At 64.4% G+C, this 14584-nt stretch carries 14 protein-coding genes; 7 read left to right on the plus strand and 7 right to left on the minus strand.

Going from position 1 to position 14584, the window contains the following annotated elements; all coding sequences use genetic code 11:
* Position 1: 1 nt before the first annotated feature.
* Entirely contained in the window at positions 2-1699 is a 1698-nt protein-coding gene (locus ACW7G1_RS06300; RefSeq protein WP_456978922.1) for an amidohydrolase, read from the plus strand.
* Positions 1700-1758: 59 nt separating this feature from the next.
* Here ACW7G1_RS06300 and ACW7G1_RS06305 read toward each other — a convergent pair whose 3' ends face one another.
* From ACW7G1_RS06305 to miaB, 6 genes are all read right to left on the minus strand, one after another.
* Positions 1759-2544: a c-type cytochrome gene (locus ACW7G1_RS06305; protein WP_456978923.1), complete on the minus strand. Its 786-nt coding sequence runs from the start codon at positions 2542-2544 to the stop codon at positions 1759-1761.
* An 8-nt stretch (positions 2545-2552) separates the two neighbouring features.
* Positions 2553-5087 (minus strand): MtrB/PioB family outer membrane beta-barrel protein, encoded by a 2535-nt coding sequence (locus ACW7G1_RS06310; protein WP_456978924.1) that lies wholly within the window; start codon positions 5085-5087, stop codon positions 2553-2555.
* Positions 5088-5102: 15 nt separating this feature from the next.
* Positions 5103-6164 carry a DmsE family decaheme c-type cytochrome gene (locus ACW7G1_RS06315; protein ID WP_456978925.1) on the minus strand — a complete coding sequence of 354 codons (1062 nt, stop codon included), beginning with the start codon at positions 6162-6164 and terminating at the stop codon, positions 5103-5105.
* Positions 6165-6273: 109 nt separating this feature from the next.
* Positions 6274-6966 carry a TetR/AcrR family transcriptional regulator gene (locus ACW7G1_RS06320; RefSeq protein WP_456978926.1) on the minus strand — a complete coding sequence of 231 codons (693 nt, stop codon included), beginning with the start codon at positions 6964-6966 and terminating at the stop codon, positions 6274-6276.
* Positions 6967-7039: 73 nt separating this feature from the next.
* Positions 7040-7486: an azurin gene (gene azu / locus ACW7G1_RS06325; RefSeq protein WP_456978927.1), complete on the minus strand. Its 447-nt coding sequence runs from the start codon at positions 7484-7486 to the stop codon at positions 7040-7042.
* 68 nt (positions 7487-7554) lie between these two features.
* Complete coding sequence (gene miaB / locus ACW7G1_RS06330; protein ID WP_456978928.1) at positions 7555-8961, minus strand: tRNA (N6-isopentenyl adenosine(37)-C2)-methylthiotransferase MiaB; 1407 nt, start codon at positions 8959-8961, stop codon at positions 7555-7557.
* A gap of 155 nt (positions 8962-9116) precedes the next feature.
* Between miaB and ACW7G1_RS06335 the strand changes: the two genes are divergently transcribed.
* The 6 genes from ACW7G1_RS06335 to ACW7G1_RS06360 all read left to right on the plus strand — a co-directional run bounded on the left by ACW7G1_RS06335 (position 9117) and on the right by ACW7G1_RS06360 (position 14280).
* Positions 9117-10055: a lytic transglycosylase domain-containing protein gene (locus tag ACW7G1_RS06335; RefSeq protein ID WP_456978929.1), complete on the plus strand. Its 939-nt coding sequence runs from the start codon at positions 9117-9119 to the stop codon at positions 10053-10055.
* A gap of 136 nt (positions 10056-10191) precedes the next feature.
* On the plus strand, positions 10192-10872 hold the full coding sequence (gene petA, locus ACW7G1_RS06340; protein WP_456978930.1) for a ubiquinol-cytochrome c reductase iron-sulfur subunit: 681 nt from the start codon (positions 10192-10194) through the stop codon (positions 10870-10872).
* Positions 10873-10875: 3 nt separating this feature from the next.
* Complete coding sequence (locus ACW7G1_RS06345) at positions 10876-12135, plus strand: cytochrome b (RefSeq protein WP_456978931.1); 1260 nt, start codon at positions 10876-10878, stop codon at positions 12133-12135.
* On the plus strand, positions 12128-12874 hold the full coding sequence (locus ACW7G1_RS06350; protein ID WP_456978932.1) for a cytochrome c1: 747 nt from the start codon (positions 12128-12130) through the stop codon (positions 12872-12874). Before ACW7G1_RS06345 ends, ACW7G1_RS06350 begins: the two co-directional genes overlap by 8 nt.
* Before the next feature lie 137 nt (positions 12875-13011).
* A complete protein-coding gene (locus ACW7G1_RS06355) occupies positions 13012-13647 on the plus strand; it encodes a glutathione S-transferase N-terminal domain-containing protein (RefSeq protein ID WP_456978933.1) in 636 nt (211 codons plus the stop codon).
* A gap of 81 nt (positions 13648-13728) precedes the next feature.
* On the plus strand, positions 13729-14280 hold the full coding sequence (locus ACW7G1_RS06360; RefSeq protein WP_456978934.1) for a ClpXP protease specificity-enhancing factor: 552 nt from the start codon (positions 13729-13731) through the stop codon (positions 14278-14280).
* Here the strand turns inward: ACW7G1_RS06360 and ACW7G1_RS06365 are convergent.
* Positions 14273-14584, minus strand: a complete 312-nt coding sequence (locus tag ACW7G1_RS06365) for a DUF3301 domain-containing protein (RefSeq protein ID WP_456978935.1) — start codon at positions 14582-14584, stop codon at positions 14273-14275. The two genes, ACW7G1_RS06360 and ACW7G1_RS06365, sit on opposite strands and share 8 nt — an antisense overlap.

Below are 14584 nucleotides of genomic sequence, written 5' to 3' on the forward strand. Positions count from 1 at the left end.
CATGGCAATGCAGGCGACGCGCAAGACCCGGAATATCCTGCTGAAGACAGCGTTGCTCGCCGCAGTCATGCCGCTGGCCGCACCGGTACTGGCCGCCGAAGTCACCGTACTGACGGCGGCACGCATCCATACGATGGACACCGCGCAGCCCCGTGTGGAGGCGTTGGCATTCGACGACACCGGCGCGATTGTGGCGCTTGGCGAGCGCGATGCGCTGCTGCGGGACTATCCGGATGCCCGCCGCCTGGATGTCGGCGAGGCCACCGTGGTGCCGGGCCTGATCGACGCCCATGGCCACGTGGCGGGGCTGGGGTTCAACGAACTGCAGGCGGACCTGGTCGATGCCGCCAGCAAGGAGGAAGCGCTGCAACGACTGCGCGATTTTGCCGACGAACTGCCCGATGGCGCCTGGCTGTTGGGAGCTGGCTGGGATCAGAACGACTGGCCGGAGAAGCGATTCCCGACCGCCGCCGACCTGGACGCCCTGTTCCCGGATCGCCCGGTGTGGCTGCGGCGGATCGACGGCCATGCGGGCTGGGCGAACAGTGCCGCGATGGCCCTGGTGGAGCGTGACCTGACCGGCGACTGGCAGCCCGAAGGCGGCAAGATCGAGCGCGATGCGAATGGCCAGCCAAGCGGCGTGTTCGTCGATGGGGCAATGGCACTGATCGACGCGCAGGAACCCGAGCCCGATGCCGCCACGCAGGAACACGCCTTGGCGCTGGGCATGCAAGCCGCGGTCGAGCATGGCTTGACCGGCGTGCACGACGCGGGCGTCTCGCTGGCAGGGCTGAAGCATTACCAGCAGCTGGCGGACCGTGGCGAGATGCTGTTGCGCATCAACGCGATGGCGGCCGGTGACGGCGATGCACTGGCGATGTTGTGCCGTGACGGCGCCTACCGGCACCCGTCGGGGCGCTTGCAGATGCGCTCGGTCAAGCTGTTTGCCGACGGCGCGCTGGGCAGTCGCGGTGCGGCCTTGCTGGCCGACTACAGTGACGATCCAGGCAACCGGGGGTTGTTGATGGTCAAACCGGATGAATTGGCGGAGGTGACGGAAAAAGCCAAGCGTTGTGGCATCCAGGTTGCTACCCATGCCATCGGCGACCGTGGCAACCATGTGGTCCTTGAGGCGTATGAACGGGTACTGGGCAAGGACGGCAGTGGCGACCATCGCTGGCGTATCGAGCATGCGCAGATCCTCTCGCCCGAGGACCTGCCACGGCTGGCACGCCTGCAGGTGATCGCATCGATGCAACCCACCCACGCCACCAGCGACATGCCCTGGGCCGAGGATCGCATTGGCGCGGAGCGGCTTCAGGGGGCGTATGCGTGGCGCGAGTTGCGCGACAGCGGAGCGCGGCTTGCCCTGGGCTCGGACTTCCCGGTCGAGTCGGTTGATCCACGGCTGGGCCTGTACTCGGCGACCACGCGCACCGATGCCGAAGGCCTGCCGCTCGGTGGCTGGCAGCCGGAGGAGAAACTGACCGCCTACGAGGCCCTGCGTGGATTCACCCTGGACGCGGCGTATGCCGGCTTCAACGAGGATGAAGTGGGTAGCCTGGAGGTCGGCAAGCGCGCCGACTTCGTGGTGCTGGCGCAGGACCCGCTGGCGATCGATCCGTCGCAGTTGCGTGAACTGACGGTGTTGGGCACATACGTGGACGGGGAGGCGGTCTACAGCGCGGCCGGGCCCTGATTCCGCTGTCTGCCGGCACATGCTCGCGGCCGGGTTGGTAGCGGTCAGGCGGTTGACCGCTACCGATCGGTTGCCGGCAGGCTCGACAACCAGGTCGACAGTGCCTGGATCGAGGCGTCATCCAGCTGTTTGGCGACCCCGGTCATGACGAAGTCGGAGGTGGAGTCGCCGATGTTCCCGTCGCGATAGGCGCCCAGCTTGGCCTGCAGATAGGCGGCCTGCTGTCCGCGCAGCGACGGGTAGCCGGCATAGGGGTGATGACCGCTGCGATTTACCCGGTCAGCCGCCGCCGGACCGCGGGCATCGGCGCCGTGACAGCCCTGGCACGACGGAATGCCCTTGCCCGGATCGCCGGACAGATATAACTGCTCACCCAACTGCAACTGAGCCGGGTCGGCTGCAGCGGCCGGTGCTTCCTGTCCGCTTGAAGGCGCCCCATCGGCCGGCATGGCCGCGTAGTACATCGACAGGTCGCGCATGTCCTGATCCGACAGGTTCGCTACCAGGGGGGTCATCGGCGAGGGATTCACGCCGCGCTTGTATTCGACCAGTTGCCAATACATGAAGTCGGCCGATTGGCCGGCAATATTCGGAAAGATCGGCGCGATCGCGATGCCCTGTGGGCCATGGCAGGCAGCACACAGCTCGCTTTTTGCCTGCCCCGCGGCGGCATCGCCATGGATGCTGGCGACGCGGCGCAAGTCGAGATAATCCGGCGACGGGGCTTCCGCTTCTGCAGGGGATTCGGCCGGCGCCGAATCACTCGTTGGCGACTCCTGCGCCTGCGCCACGGCCGGGCCCAGAAGTACCGCCAGCAGGGTAGCGGCCAGGATAGAGGCAGGCACTGCAAGTTTCATAGCTGGACCTCCAGCATCGCGCCGAACATGTTGACGCTGTAATCCATCGGGCCGCCGTCGGTGTAGACGCGGTGGTCGTAGACCCGGCTCTGGTCAAAACCCAGGTAGTGCCAGTCGGACAGTCGCGCGCGTTCGTAGGTGTTGAACAGGCGGACCCCGATGCGGTCGTTGATCGGGAACGACAGCGACAGGCTGAGCGAGTTGGAGCGGTAGATCATCGGCGGGAACGCGCCGTTGGCACTGGCGACCAGCTGCGGGTACGCCATCGCGTCGGCCGAGGCGAAATCGTAGCGGGTCATGCCGCGTGTGTAGGTCCAGTTCCACGATGCATCGAAGGTGGCCTTGCCGAAACGCTGCGACCAGTTCGCGCCTGCGTAATGGTTGCGCTGCCGGTCGTTGGTGCTCCAGCGGCCACCGTCCTGGTAGGTCGCGCCGTCCAGGTTGGGGTCGGGAGTGATCGCCACGTCGTTGGCGTTGGCGAACACCAGGTCCGACTCGTCATAGCCGTACCACGCGCCGGCGACCCGGCCCGGGACGGGCTGCCACTCCCATTGCAGGCTGGTGCCGAGGGTATCGAATTGCTGCCGGCCGGCCTGGGCGTCGTAGTCGTTCCAGTCGCCGCGGATCGAGGCGCTGACGGTCATGTTGTTGGGCAGCGTCGCCGTGGCCATCAGGTCGATCTTGTGCTGCTCGCGTTCGCCCACGTCGTATTTGCGCAGTTCGGCGATCGTATGCGCAGGCGTGCCGCCCGGTGGCGGGACATAGCCGGGCATGTCATGCGAGAGGGTGAACGAGTAGGGGTTGGAGTTGTAGTCGTTGCCCGAGCGGTCGAGGAAGGCGTAATTGGCGCGGAAGTTCAGCCAGTCGATCGAACGGTTGGTCCAGTTGAGCTTGAGCTCGTTGTCCTGGACAGTGGCGAACTCGCGATTGGTGCGTTCGGTGCGGGTGAAGGTGTAGCCCGCTCCGAGGGTGTTCTTCGTGTTCATCCGCCAATTGACGCCGGTGGATGCTTCCCAGGTTTCCTTGTCCAGCGGCAGGTTGCGTACCCGCGTCGGCACCGAGGCGTTGGCACCCGGGTCCCACACGCCCATCTCGCCCGGCACCACGCTGCCCATCGCGCCATTCTCGGCGATGTAACCGTATTGCCCGGTCAGCGGGTTGTAGGCCCAGTAGGTGCCCGAATAATCCTCGCGGTGGAACTTGGCGGTGGAGCGCCAGCTCAGGCCGGTGGCCGGTTGCAGCACCACCCGCAAGTCGAGCCGCTGGGTGTTGATGGCCAGGTCGGCGCGTTGGCGCGACAGCGAGGCGGTGGTGTTCCAGTCCGCGCAGTCATACAGGAAGCCGGGAATCGGGATGCCGACCTGACCCTGGCAGTTGGTCGGCGGCAGCAGGCTGTCGTTCTGGCGCGAGGTGCCAAACGCGGCCTTTACCGAAAAATCGCCATTCCACTTGATCCGCCGGCTGAAGGTGCCGGAGACGTGGTGGTAGTCGTTGTCGGGTTCGTAGGAGTACTGGCCCAGCGGAACCTGCGGGGTGGGCACTCCGACCACCGACCAGGTGGTGTACGGAATCTCGTAGTCGAAACCGGTGTACGCGTTGCGGAAGAACGAGCCGGAATAGTCGAACTGCATGCGCCAGTCGTTGCCGACAAAGCGCAGGCCGGCATTCACGTTGACGGTGCTGTCGTCGATCGGCCGGGGGATCTCGTAGATGCCGCCGTTGTCCGGGAACGGATAGTTGAAGAAGAACGGCCCGCCAAACGGTCGCGCGCCATCACGCGATTCGTGGCTGGCGTTGAACGTGGCCGTCCACTGCCTGTTGAGCAGGTACTGGATTCCCAGCCCCTGCTTGTCGCGCACCACCTTCAAAGTCTGCAAAGGTTGCGCTGCCGACACCGCCGAGACCTGCTCGACGGTGCTGCCGTTGACGGTGAGACCGTCCTTCAGGGTCAGGTGCTGGCTGCCCACGCCATCCCATATCGAGCGGGCGTTGCCGCTGAGGATGTTCGGTTGCGAGCGCACGAACGCCTGCACGCGGTACTTTCCGGCCTGGCCGAATACGGCGCGATAGAACTGGCTGTCCTCGTTGATGCGGGTGGCGCGCAAGTCGATGTAGCGGCCCTGGTCGGGACGCACCAGGCGGAAGTCGGCGCTGAGCACCAAGCCGTCGTCCCAGTTGGTGAATCGACGCCATTGGGTGTTGGCCTGGTCACCCGTGAGATGCAGGTAGCCGACCGACAGCGTTCCGCCCCCGAGCCAGGTGTCGTCCAGCGTGGCAGTCGAGTCCAGGCCGTATGGGGTGGGCGTGCAGCCGTACAGATAGCCGGTCGGCGTTCGTTTGGCATCGCCGGCCAGCCAGCTCATGCCATCGGGGTCGCAGCTGCGTGCGGACAGGCCGGCCGGGTCCAGCGCGGTGCCAAATTGCAGGTCGACGCCGGCGCCGCTGTCCTGTGCATGGGCAAGGGGGGCGAGGGCAAGCGACAACGACAGGGCTGCCAGGGATAACGGCAGCAGTCGTGGATGTCCGTGCATGGCTCGGCACTCCCTTTACTTGTGAAGTCGTGGTCCGGAAGGGTTGTTGGAACCGTGGATCTGCGAATGGCAACTGATGCAGCCACGACCCATCAGCCGCTCGTCCGGCGCGGACCCGATGCCCAGCGACTGGCTGGTCAGCAGGTCATTGGGGTGGCGGACGTGTGAGTGGCACTGCTGGCACAGCATCGGGATCGGGGCCACCAGCAGGGCGTGCTGGTTGGAGCCGTGCGGCATGTGGCAGTTCAGGCAGTTGTCGCGTACCGGGGCGTGCTCGAACAGGAACGGCCCGCGCTTTTCGGCGTGGCACTGGTAGCAGGTCTCGTTGACGGTGTCGGTCTTGAGCAGCGCCTCGTTGAAGCCGCCGTGCGGGTTGTGGCAATCCACGCAGGCCATCTGCCCTTCTGGCAGCGGCATGTGCGAGCGGCGGTTGAACTGCTGGCGGATGTCCTTGTGGCAGGTCGCACAGGTCTCGTTGATCGACGGCTTGGCCATCAGCCCTTCTGCGGACAGGCGCGCCATCGGATTGTGGCAATCGCTGCACGACAGGTCATTGCGCTGGTGGACCGAGCCCACCCACTGGTCACGCGGACCGCCGGAGTGGCAGCCCATGCAGGTCTCGGTCTGGGTGGGGACCGGCGTGCCGCCGTCCTTGGTGAAGGCGATGATCGCGCCCTTGGCTGCGGGGTTCTCCATGTGTTTGGAGCCCGGGCCATGGCAGGCCTCGCAGGTCGGCGTTTCGGGGTTGGCTGCCAGCGCGACCTTCATTCCCAGCGCATGGCTGGTATGGGCGAAGTTCTGTTCTTCGCGGGCATGGCAGGAATTGCAGGTCTGCTCGCCGATCGGCGTGGCGTCGGCAGCCAGCGGGTTGCTCGCTACACGCGCATGGGCGAAGCCGGGCGGCACATCGAAGCCGTGGCCGGCGACCGGACCTTCGCTGCCGAAGTGCGTGCTGGGTAGGTTGTATGGATTGTCCGTCGGAGCGGTGCTTTGCGCGGCCACGGGTGCCTGCCAACCGGCGACGACAAGTACGGCAGCGGCGGCTGCCGCCAGACCCAGACCCAGGAGAATACGCATTGAACCTCACCTTCTTTGCTGGCTGGCGTAATCGGAATTACATGCCGACCATAAAGGTCTCGTTCAGCCTGAGTCAAGTGGAAAGTGGTGCGGGTTTTCTGGCTCGGCCTCAGCGCGGCAGGGCACCCTGGAGGAAAGCATCCACGCCAGCCTCGGCGGCCTGGGTGGCGGTCGCTGCATCCGGCGTCACCAAGTGGCCACTGGACATGCGCAACACCAGGTCGCCGACCATCAGCATCGCCAGCTGGATCGCGGCCAGTTCTGGTCCTTGGGGCAGCACCAGCCGGCCCGCGGTCTCCTGTTGGAGCAGGTACTCGGCGAGGATGTGATTGGTGGCACCGATGGCGTGTTCGAAGTACCAGTCGCGCAATTCGGGGAAAGCGTGCCCCTCGCCGATGATGGTGCGGTGCAGTACCTGGGACTCCATCGACACCATGGTTTCCACGAAGCGCCGGGCCAGCAGGTGCAGGCCTTCTTCAGGCGGCAAGGCCGACAGGCAGAGGTCGTGGAACACGAGGGTGAATTTTTCCGCCTGCCGCTCGATGATCGCGTGCGCCAGGCCTTCCTTGTCACCGAACACGCGATACAAGGTGGCCAGCGAACCACCGGCACGGCTGACGATCTCGCTCAGGCGTGCATGGCGATAACCTTTTTCGAGAAAGACCTGGGTCGCCGCTTCCAGGAAACGGTCGACCCGTTCCTCGCCACGCTTGCGCAACTTGGCTGCCGGACGGGCTTTCAGCTTGGGCAGTGCGGGCGATTTTCGGATGCCCCTGGTATGGGGTTTGGCTGGAGCGGTCATGGACGGATGATACGTGGCAACAAAACGGCCGCCTTTGGACAAAGGCGGCCGTCGAGGGAACATGCGGCTGGAATCACGGCACCAGGTTGAGCGTGCCCTTCATCAATGCCGAGTGGCCGGGGAAGCTGCAGAAAAACGAGTTCGGGTCCGCGCTCAGCTTGGCCGGATCGAAGCTGATCGAGGTGCTCTCGCCACCACCGACCACCTTGGAATGGGCGATCACCCGCGCATCGCCAGCCTTGATGTAATCGGCATCCAGGCCCGCCTTCATGCCGTCTGCGTCGATGCCCTGCATATCGGCGGTCTTGGCAATTACCACGTTGTGGCCCATCACGTTTTTGGCGAGCTGGCCGGTGTGCTTCAGGTTGATCGTGAACGTCTTGCAACTCTTGCTGACGTCGATCTCCTTCTTGTTGAACTGCATGGCGTCGTTGCCTTCCAGATCCACCGAGCAGGTGGCGGCGAAGGCGGCCGGAGCGGCCAGGGACAGGGCAGCGGCGATAACGAGTGTGCGCAACATTGGGATGGCCTCACATGAGAAAAAATGGGCGCCTTGCATGGCAGGGCGTTCGGGTACTGTAATTGAGGTTACATGGACGGCTGGTGAAGAACGCTCACGGGGCTGTCGGTGCCGGTGGTCGCAACGCGACCGCGCAACGAATTGCTCATCGCATCGGTAATCACGACATCCACGAACTGCCCGACCAGCCGCCGATGACCGGCAAAGTTCACCGAGCGCATGTTTTCGGTCTTGCCGGTCAGCTCGTTCGCATCGCGCCGCGATGGCCCCTCGACCAGCACCCGCTGGACGCTGCCCACCATGGCCTCGCTGATGGTCTTCGCATTGGCGTTTACCAGCGCCTGCAACCGCGCCAGCCGGGTGCGCTTGTCGGCATCGCTGGTGTGGTCTTCCAGGTCGGCGGCCGGGGTGCCGGGACGGCGTGAATAGATGAACGAGTAGGACTGATCGAAGCCGACATCCTCGATCAGCTTGATGGTTTTCTCGAAGTCCGCCTCGGTCTCGCCGGGGAAGCCGACGATGAAGTCCGAGGAGATCGAGATGTCCGGCCGTACCGCCCGCAATTTCCGGATCTTCTGCTTGAATTCCAGCGTGGTGTAGCCGCGCTTCATTGCCGCCAGCACCCTGTCGCTGCCCGCCTGGACGGGCAGGTGCAGGTAGTTGGCCAGTTCCGGCACGTCGCGGTAGGCCTCCACCAGCGAGTCGGAGAATTCCAGCGGGTGCGAGGTGGTGAAGCGGATCCGGTCGATGCCGTCGATCCGGGCAATGGTACGGATCAACAGGCCGAGATCAGCGACCAGTTGTTCCTCGTTCGACTCGGCTTCCGTGCCATAAGGGCCGCGGTAGGCGTTCACGTTCTGTCCCAGCAGGTTGACCTCGCGCACGCCTTGCGCGGCCAGTTGGGCGACCTCGACCAGTACGTCCTCGAACGGCCGGCTCACCTCCTCGCCGCGGGTGTAGGGCACCACGCAGAAACTGCAGTACTTGCTGCAGCCTTCCATGATCGACACGAACGCGCTGGGCCCGTCGGCGCGTGGCGTCGGCAGGCGGTCGAACTTCTCGATCTCCGGGAAGCTGATATCCACCTGCGGCTGCCCGGTCTGGCGACGCTCGCGGATCAGTTCCGGCAACCGATGCAGCGTTTGCGGGCCGAACACCAGGTCCACATACGGCGCCCGCTTGATGATTGCCGAGCCTTCCTGACTGGCCACGCAGCCGCCGACACCGATCAGTACCTGCCGGTCGCCGTCCTTGAGGGCCTTCCAGCGGCCCAGTTGGCTGAACACCTTGTCCTGCGCCCGCTCACGTATCGAGCACGTATTGACCAGGATCACGTCGGCTTCTTCAATGTCGGCGGTCAGTTCCAGTCCGTCGCTGGCGGCCAGGACGTCGGCCATCTTGGCCGAGTCGTATTCATTCATCTGGCAGCCGTGGGTCTGGATGAAAAGCTTGCCGCGGGCAGGGGTATCGGTCATGGCGGGTTCCGGGAGGGGCGGCGGTTAATCCGCGCCGGAGGTGGTTGGAACCGGGTAGTCTAGCCGCTGCCGCTGCCGCGGCCGCATCGGGGCGTTGGTCCCGTTTCAGGGGTGAGGTGCTTGGCAACGCGCGCGCTAAAGGAGAGACTCGCGACATGAGGGGGGGTATCGCACTGTTGGGGATTGCCTGCTTGCTGGTTGCCACGCCCGTGGTCGCCGGTACCGTGTATCGCTGCGACAGTGATGATGGGGTCCGCAGTTACGTCAGCAAGCGCATTTCGGGCGCCAAGTGCAGTCCGATAAGCCGCTATACCGGCGGCGCGACTTCCGGGACGGGCGTTTCGTCGATCAGCGCACCGCAAACACCCAGCACGCCGGCGACGGTCGGCAGCGCCACGGCAGCCCATTCCATCGAAGGCGCGCCAGCCAGCATCAGCACGGACGCATCCGCCGGCGCCGAAGTCGGCCTGATGACCAATGCTGCGCCGGTCAGCTCGGTTACGCCGGGGTCGAAAGGCGCCCGGCGAGTCCAGGGGCAGGTGTATTCCTACATCAAGGATGGCGTGCGTCACTACACCAGCGCGCGTCCCCAGGGCGTGGCACGCGCGGGGCCGGTGCGCACGATCAAGTACAGCTTCCTCGAGACCTGTTTCGCGTGCGGGACCGCTTCGGGCGTCAACTTCAGCAATGTCCGGCTCAATACCCAGGCCTACAGCGCGGAGATCGCTGCCGCGGCGGCCAAGCACGGGGTGGATGAGGCAATCGTGCGCGCGATCATCCATGCCGAGTCGTCGTTCAACCCCAACGCGCTGTCGCGGGTCGGCGCGCAGGGCCTGATGCAGCTGATGCCCGCGACCGCGCGCCGTTTCAAGGTGGGCAACGCCTTCGATGCGGGCCAGAACATCCTTGGCGGGGTGGAGTACCTGGCGTGGCTGCTGAAGCGCTTCGATGGAAACCTGACCCTGGCGGCGGCGGGATACAACGCCGGTGAAGGCGCGGTGGACAAGTACAAGGGGGTGCCGCCGTATAGCGAGACCCAGCGCTATGTGAAGCGCGTCGGGGTGCTGGCCGACCGGTACCGGGCAGCGCAATAGGACGTGTCAAAACGCCGCGACGATTGTCGAGCTGTTCATCCTTCCGTTACACTTCCTGCCTTTATGAGCCGCCAACCGTCACCAATCGGGTCGGTAGTGTGGCGGAACGTCGATTACCAGCTTTACGGAGTGCCGGATGGCCAATCCAGGGATCAATGATCCTCATCACGATCCTGCCAGTGGATCCGTCAGTAACCCGGTCAGCAAACCTGCCGACCTGGGGCGCCGCCGGTTCCTGACTGCGACCACCAGCGTGGTAGGCGCGGTGGGCGCCGGTTTCCTGGCGGTGCCGTTCATCAAGTCGTGGAACCCGAGCGAGCGTGCCAAGCAGGCCGGTGCGCCGATCACCGTCGACATCAGCGCACTCGAAGTGGGTCAGCGCCTGATGCGCGAGTGGCGTGGCCAGCCGATCTGGGTCGTGCGTCGTTCCGAGGCGATCCTGCAGGCGTTGCCCACCCTGGACGACCACCTGCGCGACCCGATGTCGGAGAACCCGGAACAGCAGCCGGCGTATGTCATTGCCGAGCATCCGGAGCTGCGCTCGATCAAGCCGGCGGTCTCGGTTCTGGTCGGCATCTGCACACACCTGGGCTGCTCGCCGGAGATGAAGGCCGAGATCCGGCCCGAGCCGTTCGACCCGAACTGGAAAGGCGGCTACTTCTGCCCCTGCCACAAGTCGAAATTCGACATGGCCGGACGCGTGTACGAGGGGGTGCCGGCGCCAACCAACCTGGTTGTGCCGCCGCACTACTACAAGGACGACGTCACCATTGTGGTCGGCCTCGATCCCCCGTCTTCCAACCAGGGAGCAGCCTGAGTCATGGCGAACATCTTCACCCGTAGCGCCAATGGCGTGATGGATTGGGTCAACGAGCGCGCGCCGGGCATGATGCCGGTCTACCGCAAGCACATGACCGAGTATTACGCCCCGAAGAACTTCAACGTCTGGTACTACTTCGGCGTGTTGGCGATGGTGGTGCTGGTCAACCAGATCTTCACCGGCATCTTCCTGACCATGCACTACAAGCCCAGCTCGGCGGAGGCGTTCGCCTCGGTCGAGTACATCATGCGTGACGTGGAGTGGGGCTGGCTGATCCGCTACATGCACTCCACCGGCGCTTCGCTGTTCTTCGTCGTGGTGTACATACACATGTTCCGCGGGCTGATGTACGGCAGTTACCAGAAGCCGCGTGAGCTGGTGTGGATCCTGGGCATGCTGATCTACCTGGTACTGATGGCAGAAGCCTTCATGGGCTACGTATTGCCGTGGGGCCAGATGTCGTTCTGGGGCGCGAAGGTGATCATTTCGCTGTTTGGCGCGATCCCGGTGATTGGTTCGGGCCTGACCGAATGGATCATGGGCGACTACCTGCCTTCCGATGCGACGCTGGGCCGATTCTTCGCCCTGCATGTGATTGCACTGCCGCTGGTATTGCTGTTGCTGGTAGTGCTGCACATCGGTGCGTTGCACGAGGTGGGTTCCAACAACCCGGACGGCGTCGAGATCAAGAAAGGTCCGAAGGGCAACCGCTGGGACGCGAACAAGCCGGCCGACGGCATCCCGTTCCATCCGTACTACACCGTGCACGACCTGGTCGGGATCGGCGCGTTCCTGATGATTGCCGCGTTCATCATCTTCTTTGCACCCGCGTTTGGTGGCTGGTTCCTGGAACATGACAACTTCGTGGAAGCCAACCGTCTGGTCACTCCGGAGCACATCAAGCCGGTCTGGTACTACACCCCGTTCTACGCGATGTTGCGGGTGATTCCCGACAAGCTGGGCGGCGTGATGGTGATGTTTGGTGCGATCGCCATCCTGTTCGCGGTGCCTTGGCTGGATCGCAGCAAGGTCAGGTCGGTCCGTTACAAGGGCTGGATCACCAAGACCATGCTGGCGCTGCTGGTGGTCTGCTTCGTCTGGCTGGGCAAGATTGGCTCGGGTCCTGGAACCGACCCGGTCGAGACCCAGATCGGCCGCGTGCTGACCTTCCTCTACTTCGCTTTCTTCATCACGATGCCGCTATGGAGCAAGCTCGACAAGACCAAGCCGGTACCGGAACGGGTAACGATGCATGAATAAGTCCATCATTGGCAGGATCACCGTTTTTGCCGCCGGCATGCTGGTTTCGGCTGCCGCGTTTGCGGCCAGCGGCGGAGGCCTGTTGCAGGCCGGGACCAATCTCAACGACGAAGGCTCGCTGCAGCGCGGCGCCCAGCTGTACATGAACTACTGCTCGGCTTGCCATTCGCTGAAGTACCTGCGGTACTCGCGCCTGGCGTCCGATCTGGGGCTGACCGAAGAGCAGGTGATGTCCAACCTGGTCTTTACCGACGCCAAGTTTGGTGACCATATCGAAGTGGCGATGCCCGAGGCCGGGGCAACCGCCTGGTTCGGCAAGATGCCGCCGGACCTTAGCCTGATCTCCCGCTCCCGCGGCAGTGATTGGGTGTATACCTACCTGAAGTCGTTTTACTTGGACGAATCCGCAACGCTGGGCTGGAACAACAAGTTGTTCCCGGACGTATCGATGCCCAACCCGTTGTGGAAGCTGCAAGGACTGCAACACGCCGAGTACGGCGATCCCGACCCGGTCACTGGTGACAAGGTGGTCAATGGACTCACCATCACCCAGGCCGGGTCACTGGACCCGGCGGCCTTTGATCGGTCGGTACGTGATATCACTGCATTCCTCGAGTACGCGGGTGAACCTGCTGCCCTCAAGCGCCAGAGCCTGGGTGTGTGGGTTGTCTTGTTCCTGGCGGTGTTCACGCTGTTCGCCTGGCTCTTGAACAAAGAGTATTGGCGGGACGTGGACTAGTCAGACGCACCTGCCCATGAGCAGCCGGCGATTGGTGGCCGGCTGTGAGGGTGCGTTGCTCGAGGCCGTGACGACTGCCCACGCTGGGTGGGCAGCGTCTTGTATCCGGCGGATTCCGGGTGCTGGAGAGGTCGATAATGGCGGCGAGCCCACGTATGCGTAATGCCCTTACCCTGTTTTCCGCGAACGATTGCGTGTTGTGCCATCGGGTAAGGCTGGTGCTGGCGGCCAAGGGTGTCACGTACGATTTGATTCCAGTCGATCCCCAGGATCCACCGGAAGACCTGATCGATCTCAATCCCTACCATTCCGTGCCGACCCTGGTCGAGCGCGACCTGGTGCTGTACGCGGCAAGCGTGGTCAGCGAGTACCTCGATGAGCGCTATCCGCACCCGCCGTTGATGCCCGTGGACCCGTTGTCACGGGCCCGGTTGCGCCTGGCTACGTTGCGCCTGGAAATCGACTGGGTGCCGCAGGTGCAAGCGATCCAGATGGGCACCAAGACCCAGGCCGATGCCGGCCGCAAGCGGCTGAAAGAGCTTCTGGTCGCGTCGGTGCCCTTGTTCAAGGCGTTCAAGTTCTTCCTCAACGCCGAGATGAGCCTGGCCGATTGCGCGATGGCACCGATCATCTGGCGGCTGCCGTCGCTGGGCGTGGCGCTGCCCAAGGATGGCAAGTCCATCGAGGATTACGGCAGCCGGATCTTCCGTAATCCGGGCTTTGCACGCAGCCTGACCGAGCAAGAGCGGCGGCTGAACGAGTTGCCTGGTTGATCCGGCTGATCCGGAAAATCGCACCCGAAATGGGCATCGATCCAGGTGCCCTGGCCGGGCCGGTTGGCTTAAACTGCCCCCATGAGTGAACAAAGCCTCCCGATGACCAGTCATCGCCCCTACTTGTTGCGGGCGCTGTACGAATGGATCGCCGACAACGGCATGACGCCGCACTTGCTGGTCGATGCCAACGCGCCGGATGTCCGGGTGCCGGTCAGCGCAGTGAGCGACGGTCGGATCGTGCTCAACATTGCCGACCGCGCCGTTTCCGCGTTGGAGATGAGCAACGAGTCAATTCGGTTCAGCGCCCGTTTCGGCGGTGTCAGCCAGTCCATATCTGTACCGGTGGGTGCGGTGCTGGCGATCTACGCACGTGAGACCGGCCACGGCATGGCCTTGCCCGATGATGTCGGTGCGGGCAGTGCTGCCGATGGCGCCGGTATCGACTCGGCCGGCACAGGACAGTCCAACACCGATGATGGTGTTGCGGAGCCCGCTCGCCCGTCCTTGAGTGCGGTGCCCAAGGACCCGGACAAGGCCTCGTCTGCCAACGGCGATCGTGATGATGGTCCCGACGATGGTCCAGACGGGCCCGGGCCGCGCCGTGGCGGACACCTGAGGGTGGTCAAGTAGGCGGGCTGACCGGTCCGATAAACGACACCAGGCGGTTGCCGCGCAATACCAGCCGGCCGACGTGTCGGTCCTCTCCGTCGCGGGAATAGTCGAAGCGGAACGTACGTTCCCATCCCAGCCAACCATCATGGCCACGGCACAGTCGTAGACCAATGGCATGCACGCTCTGGTCCAGCCACTGGACCCCCGCCGCATTGCAGGCGTCGCGTCCCACCTCTTCCGCGCGCTCGGCCGCTCCACGTCCCGCGCTCCAGAACGCGAAGGCGGCACCGGCGACCAGCATGATGATCAGCAGGGTCGGCAT

The organism is Lysobacter sp. A378, from assembly GCF_054052125.1.

What these genes read in the sequence shown, in the direction of transcription:
- ACW7G1_RS06300 (WP_456978922.1), top strand. Translation starts at nt 2, where the DNA reads ATGGCAATGCAGGCGACGCGCAAGACCCGGAATATCCTGCTGAAGACA.
- ACW7G1_RS06310 (WP_456978924.1), bottom strand. Translation starts at nt 5,087, where the DNA reads ATGCACGGACATCCACGACTGCTGCCGTTATCCCTGGCAGCCCTGTCG.
- ACW7G1_RS06315 (WP_456978925.1), bottom strand. Translation starts at nt 6,164, where the DNA reads ATGCGTATTCTCCTGGGTCTGGGTCTGGCGGCAGCCGCCGCTGCCGTA.
- ACW7G1_RS06320 (WP_456978926.1), bottom strand. Translation starts at nt 6,966, where the DNA reads ATGACCGCTCCAGCCAAACCCCATACCAGGGGCATCCGAAAATCGCCC.
- azu (WP_456978927.1), bottom strand. Translation starts at nt 7,486, where the DNA reads ATGTTGCGCACACTCGTTATCGCCGCTGCCCTGTCCCTGGCCGCTCCG.
- miaB (WP_456978928.1), bottom strand. Translation starts at nt 8,961, where the DNA reads ATGACCGATACCCCTGCCCGCGGCAAGCTTTTCATCCAGACCCACGGC.
- ACW7G1_RS06335 (WP_456978929.1), top strand. Translation starts at nt 9,117, where the DNA reads ATGAGGGGGGGTATCGCACTGTTGGGGATTGCCTGCTTGCTGGTTGCC.
- petA (WP_456978930.1), top strand. Translation starts at nt 10,192, where the DNA reads ATGGCCAATCCAGGGATCAATGATCCTCATCACGATCCTGCCAGTGGA.
- ACW7G1_RS06345 (WP_456978931.1), top strand. Translation starts at nt 10,876, where the DNA reads ATGGCGAACATCTTCACCCGTAGCGCCAATGGCGTGATGGATTGGGTC.
- ACW7G1_RS06350 (WP_456978932.1), top strand. Translation starts at nt 12,128, where the DNA reads ATGAATAAGTCCATCATTGGCAGGATCACCGTTTTTGCCGCCGGCATG.
- ACW7G1_RS06355 (WP_456978933.1), top strand. Translation starts at nt 13,012, where the DNA reads ATGGCGGCGAGCCCACGTATGCGTAATGCCCTTACCCTGTTTTCCGCG.
- ACW7G1_RS06360 (WP_456978934.1), top strand. Translation starts at nt 13,729, where the DNA reads ATGAGTGAACAAAGCCTCCCGATGACCAGTCATCGCCCCTACTTGTTG.
- ACW7G1_RS06365 (WP_456978935.1), bottom strand. Translation starts at nt 14,584, where the DNA reads ATGCCGACCCTGCTGATCATCATGCTGGTCGCCGGTGCCGCCTTCGCG.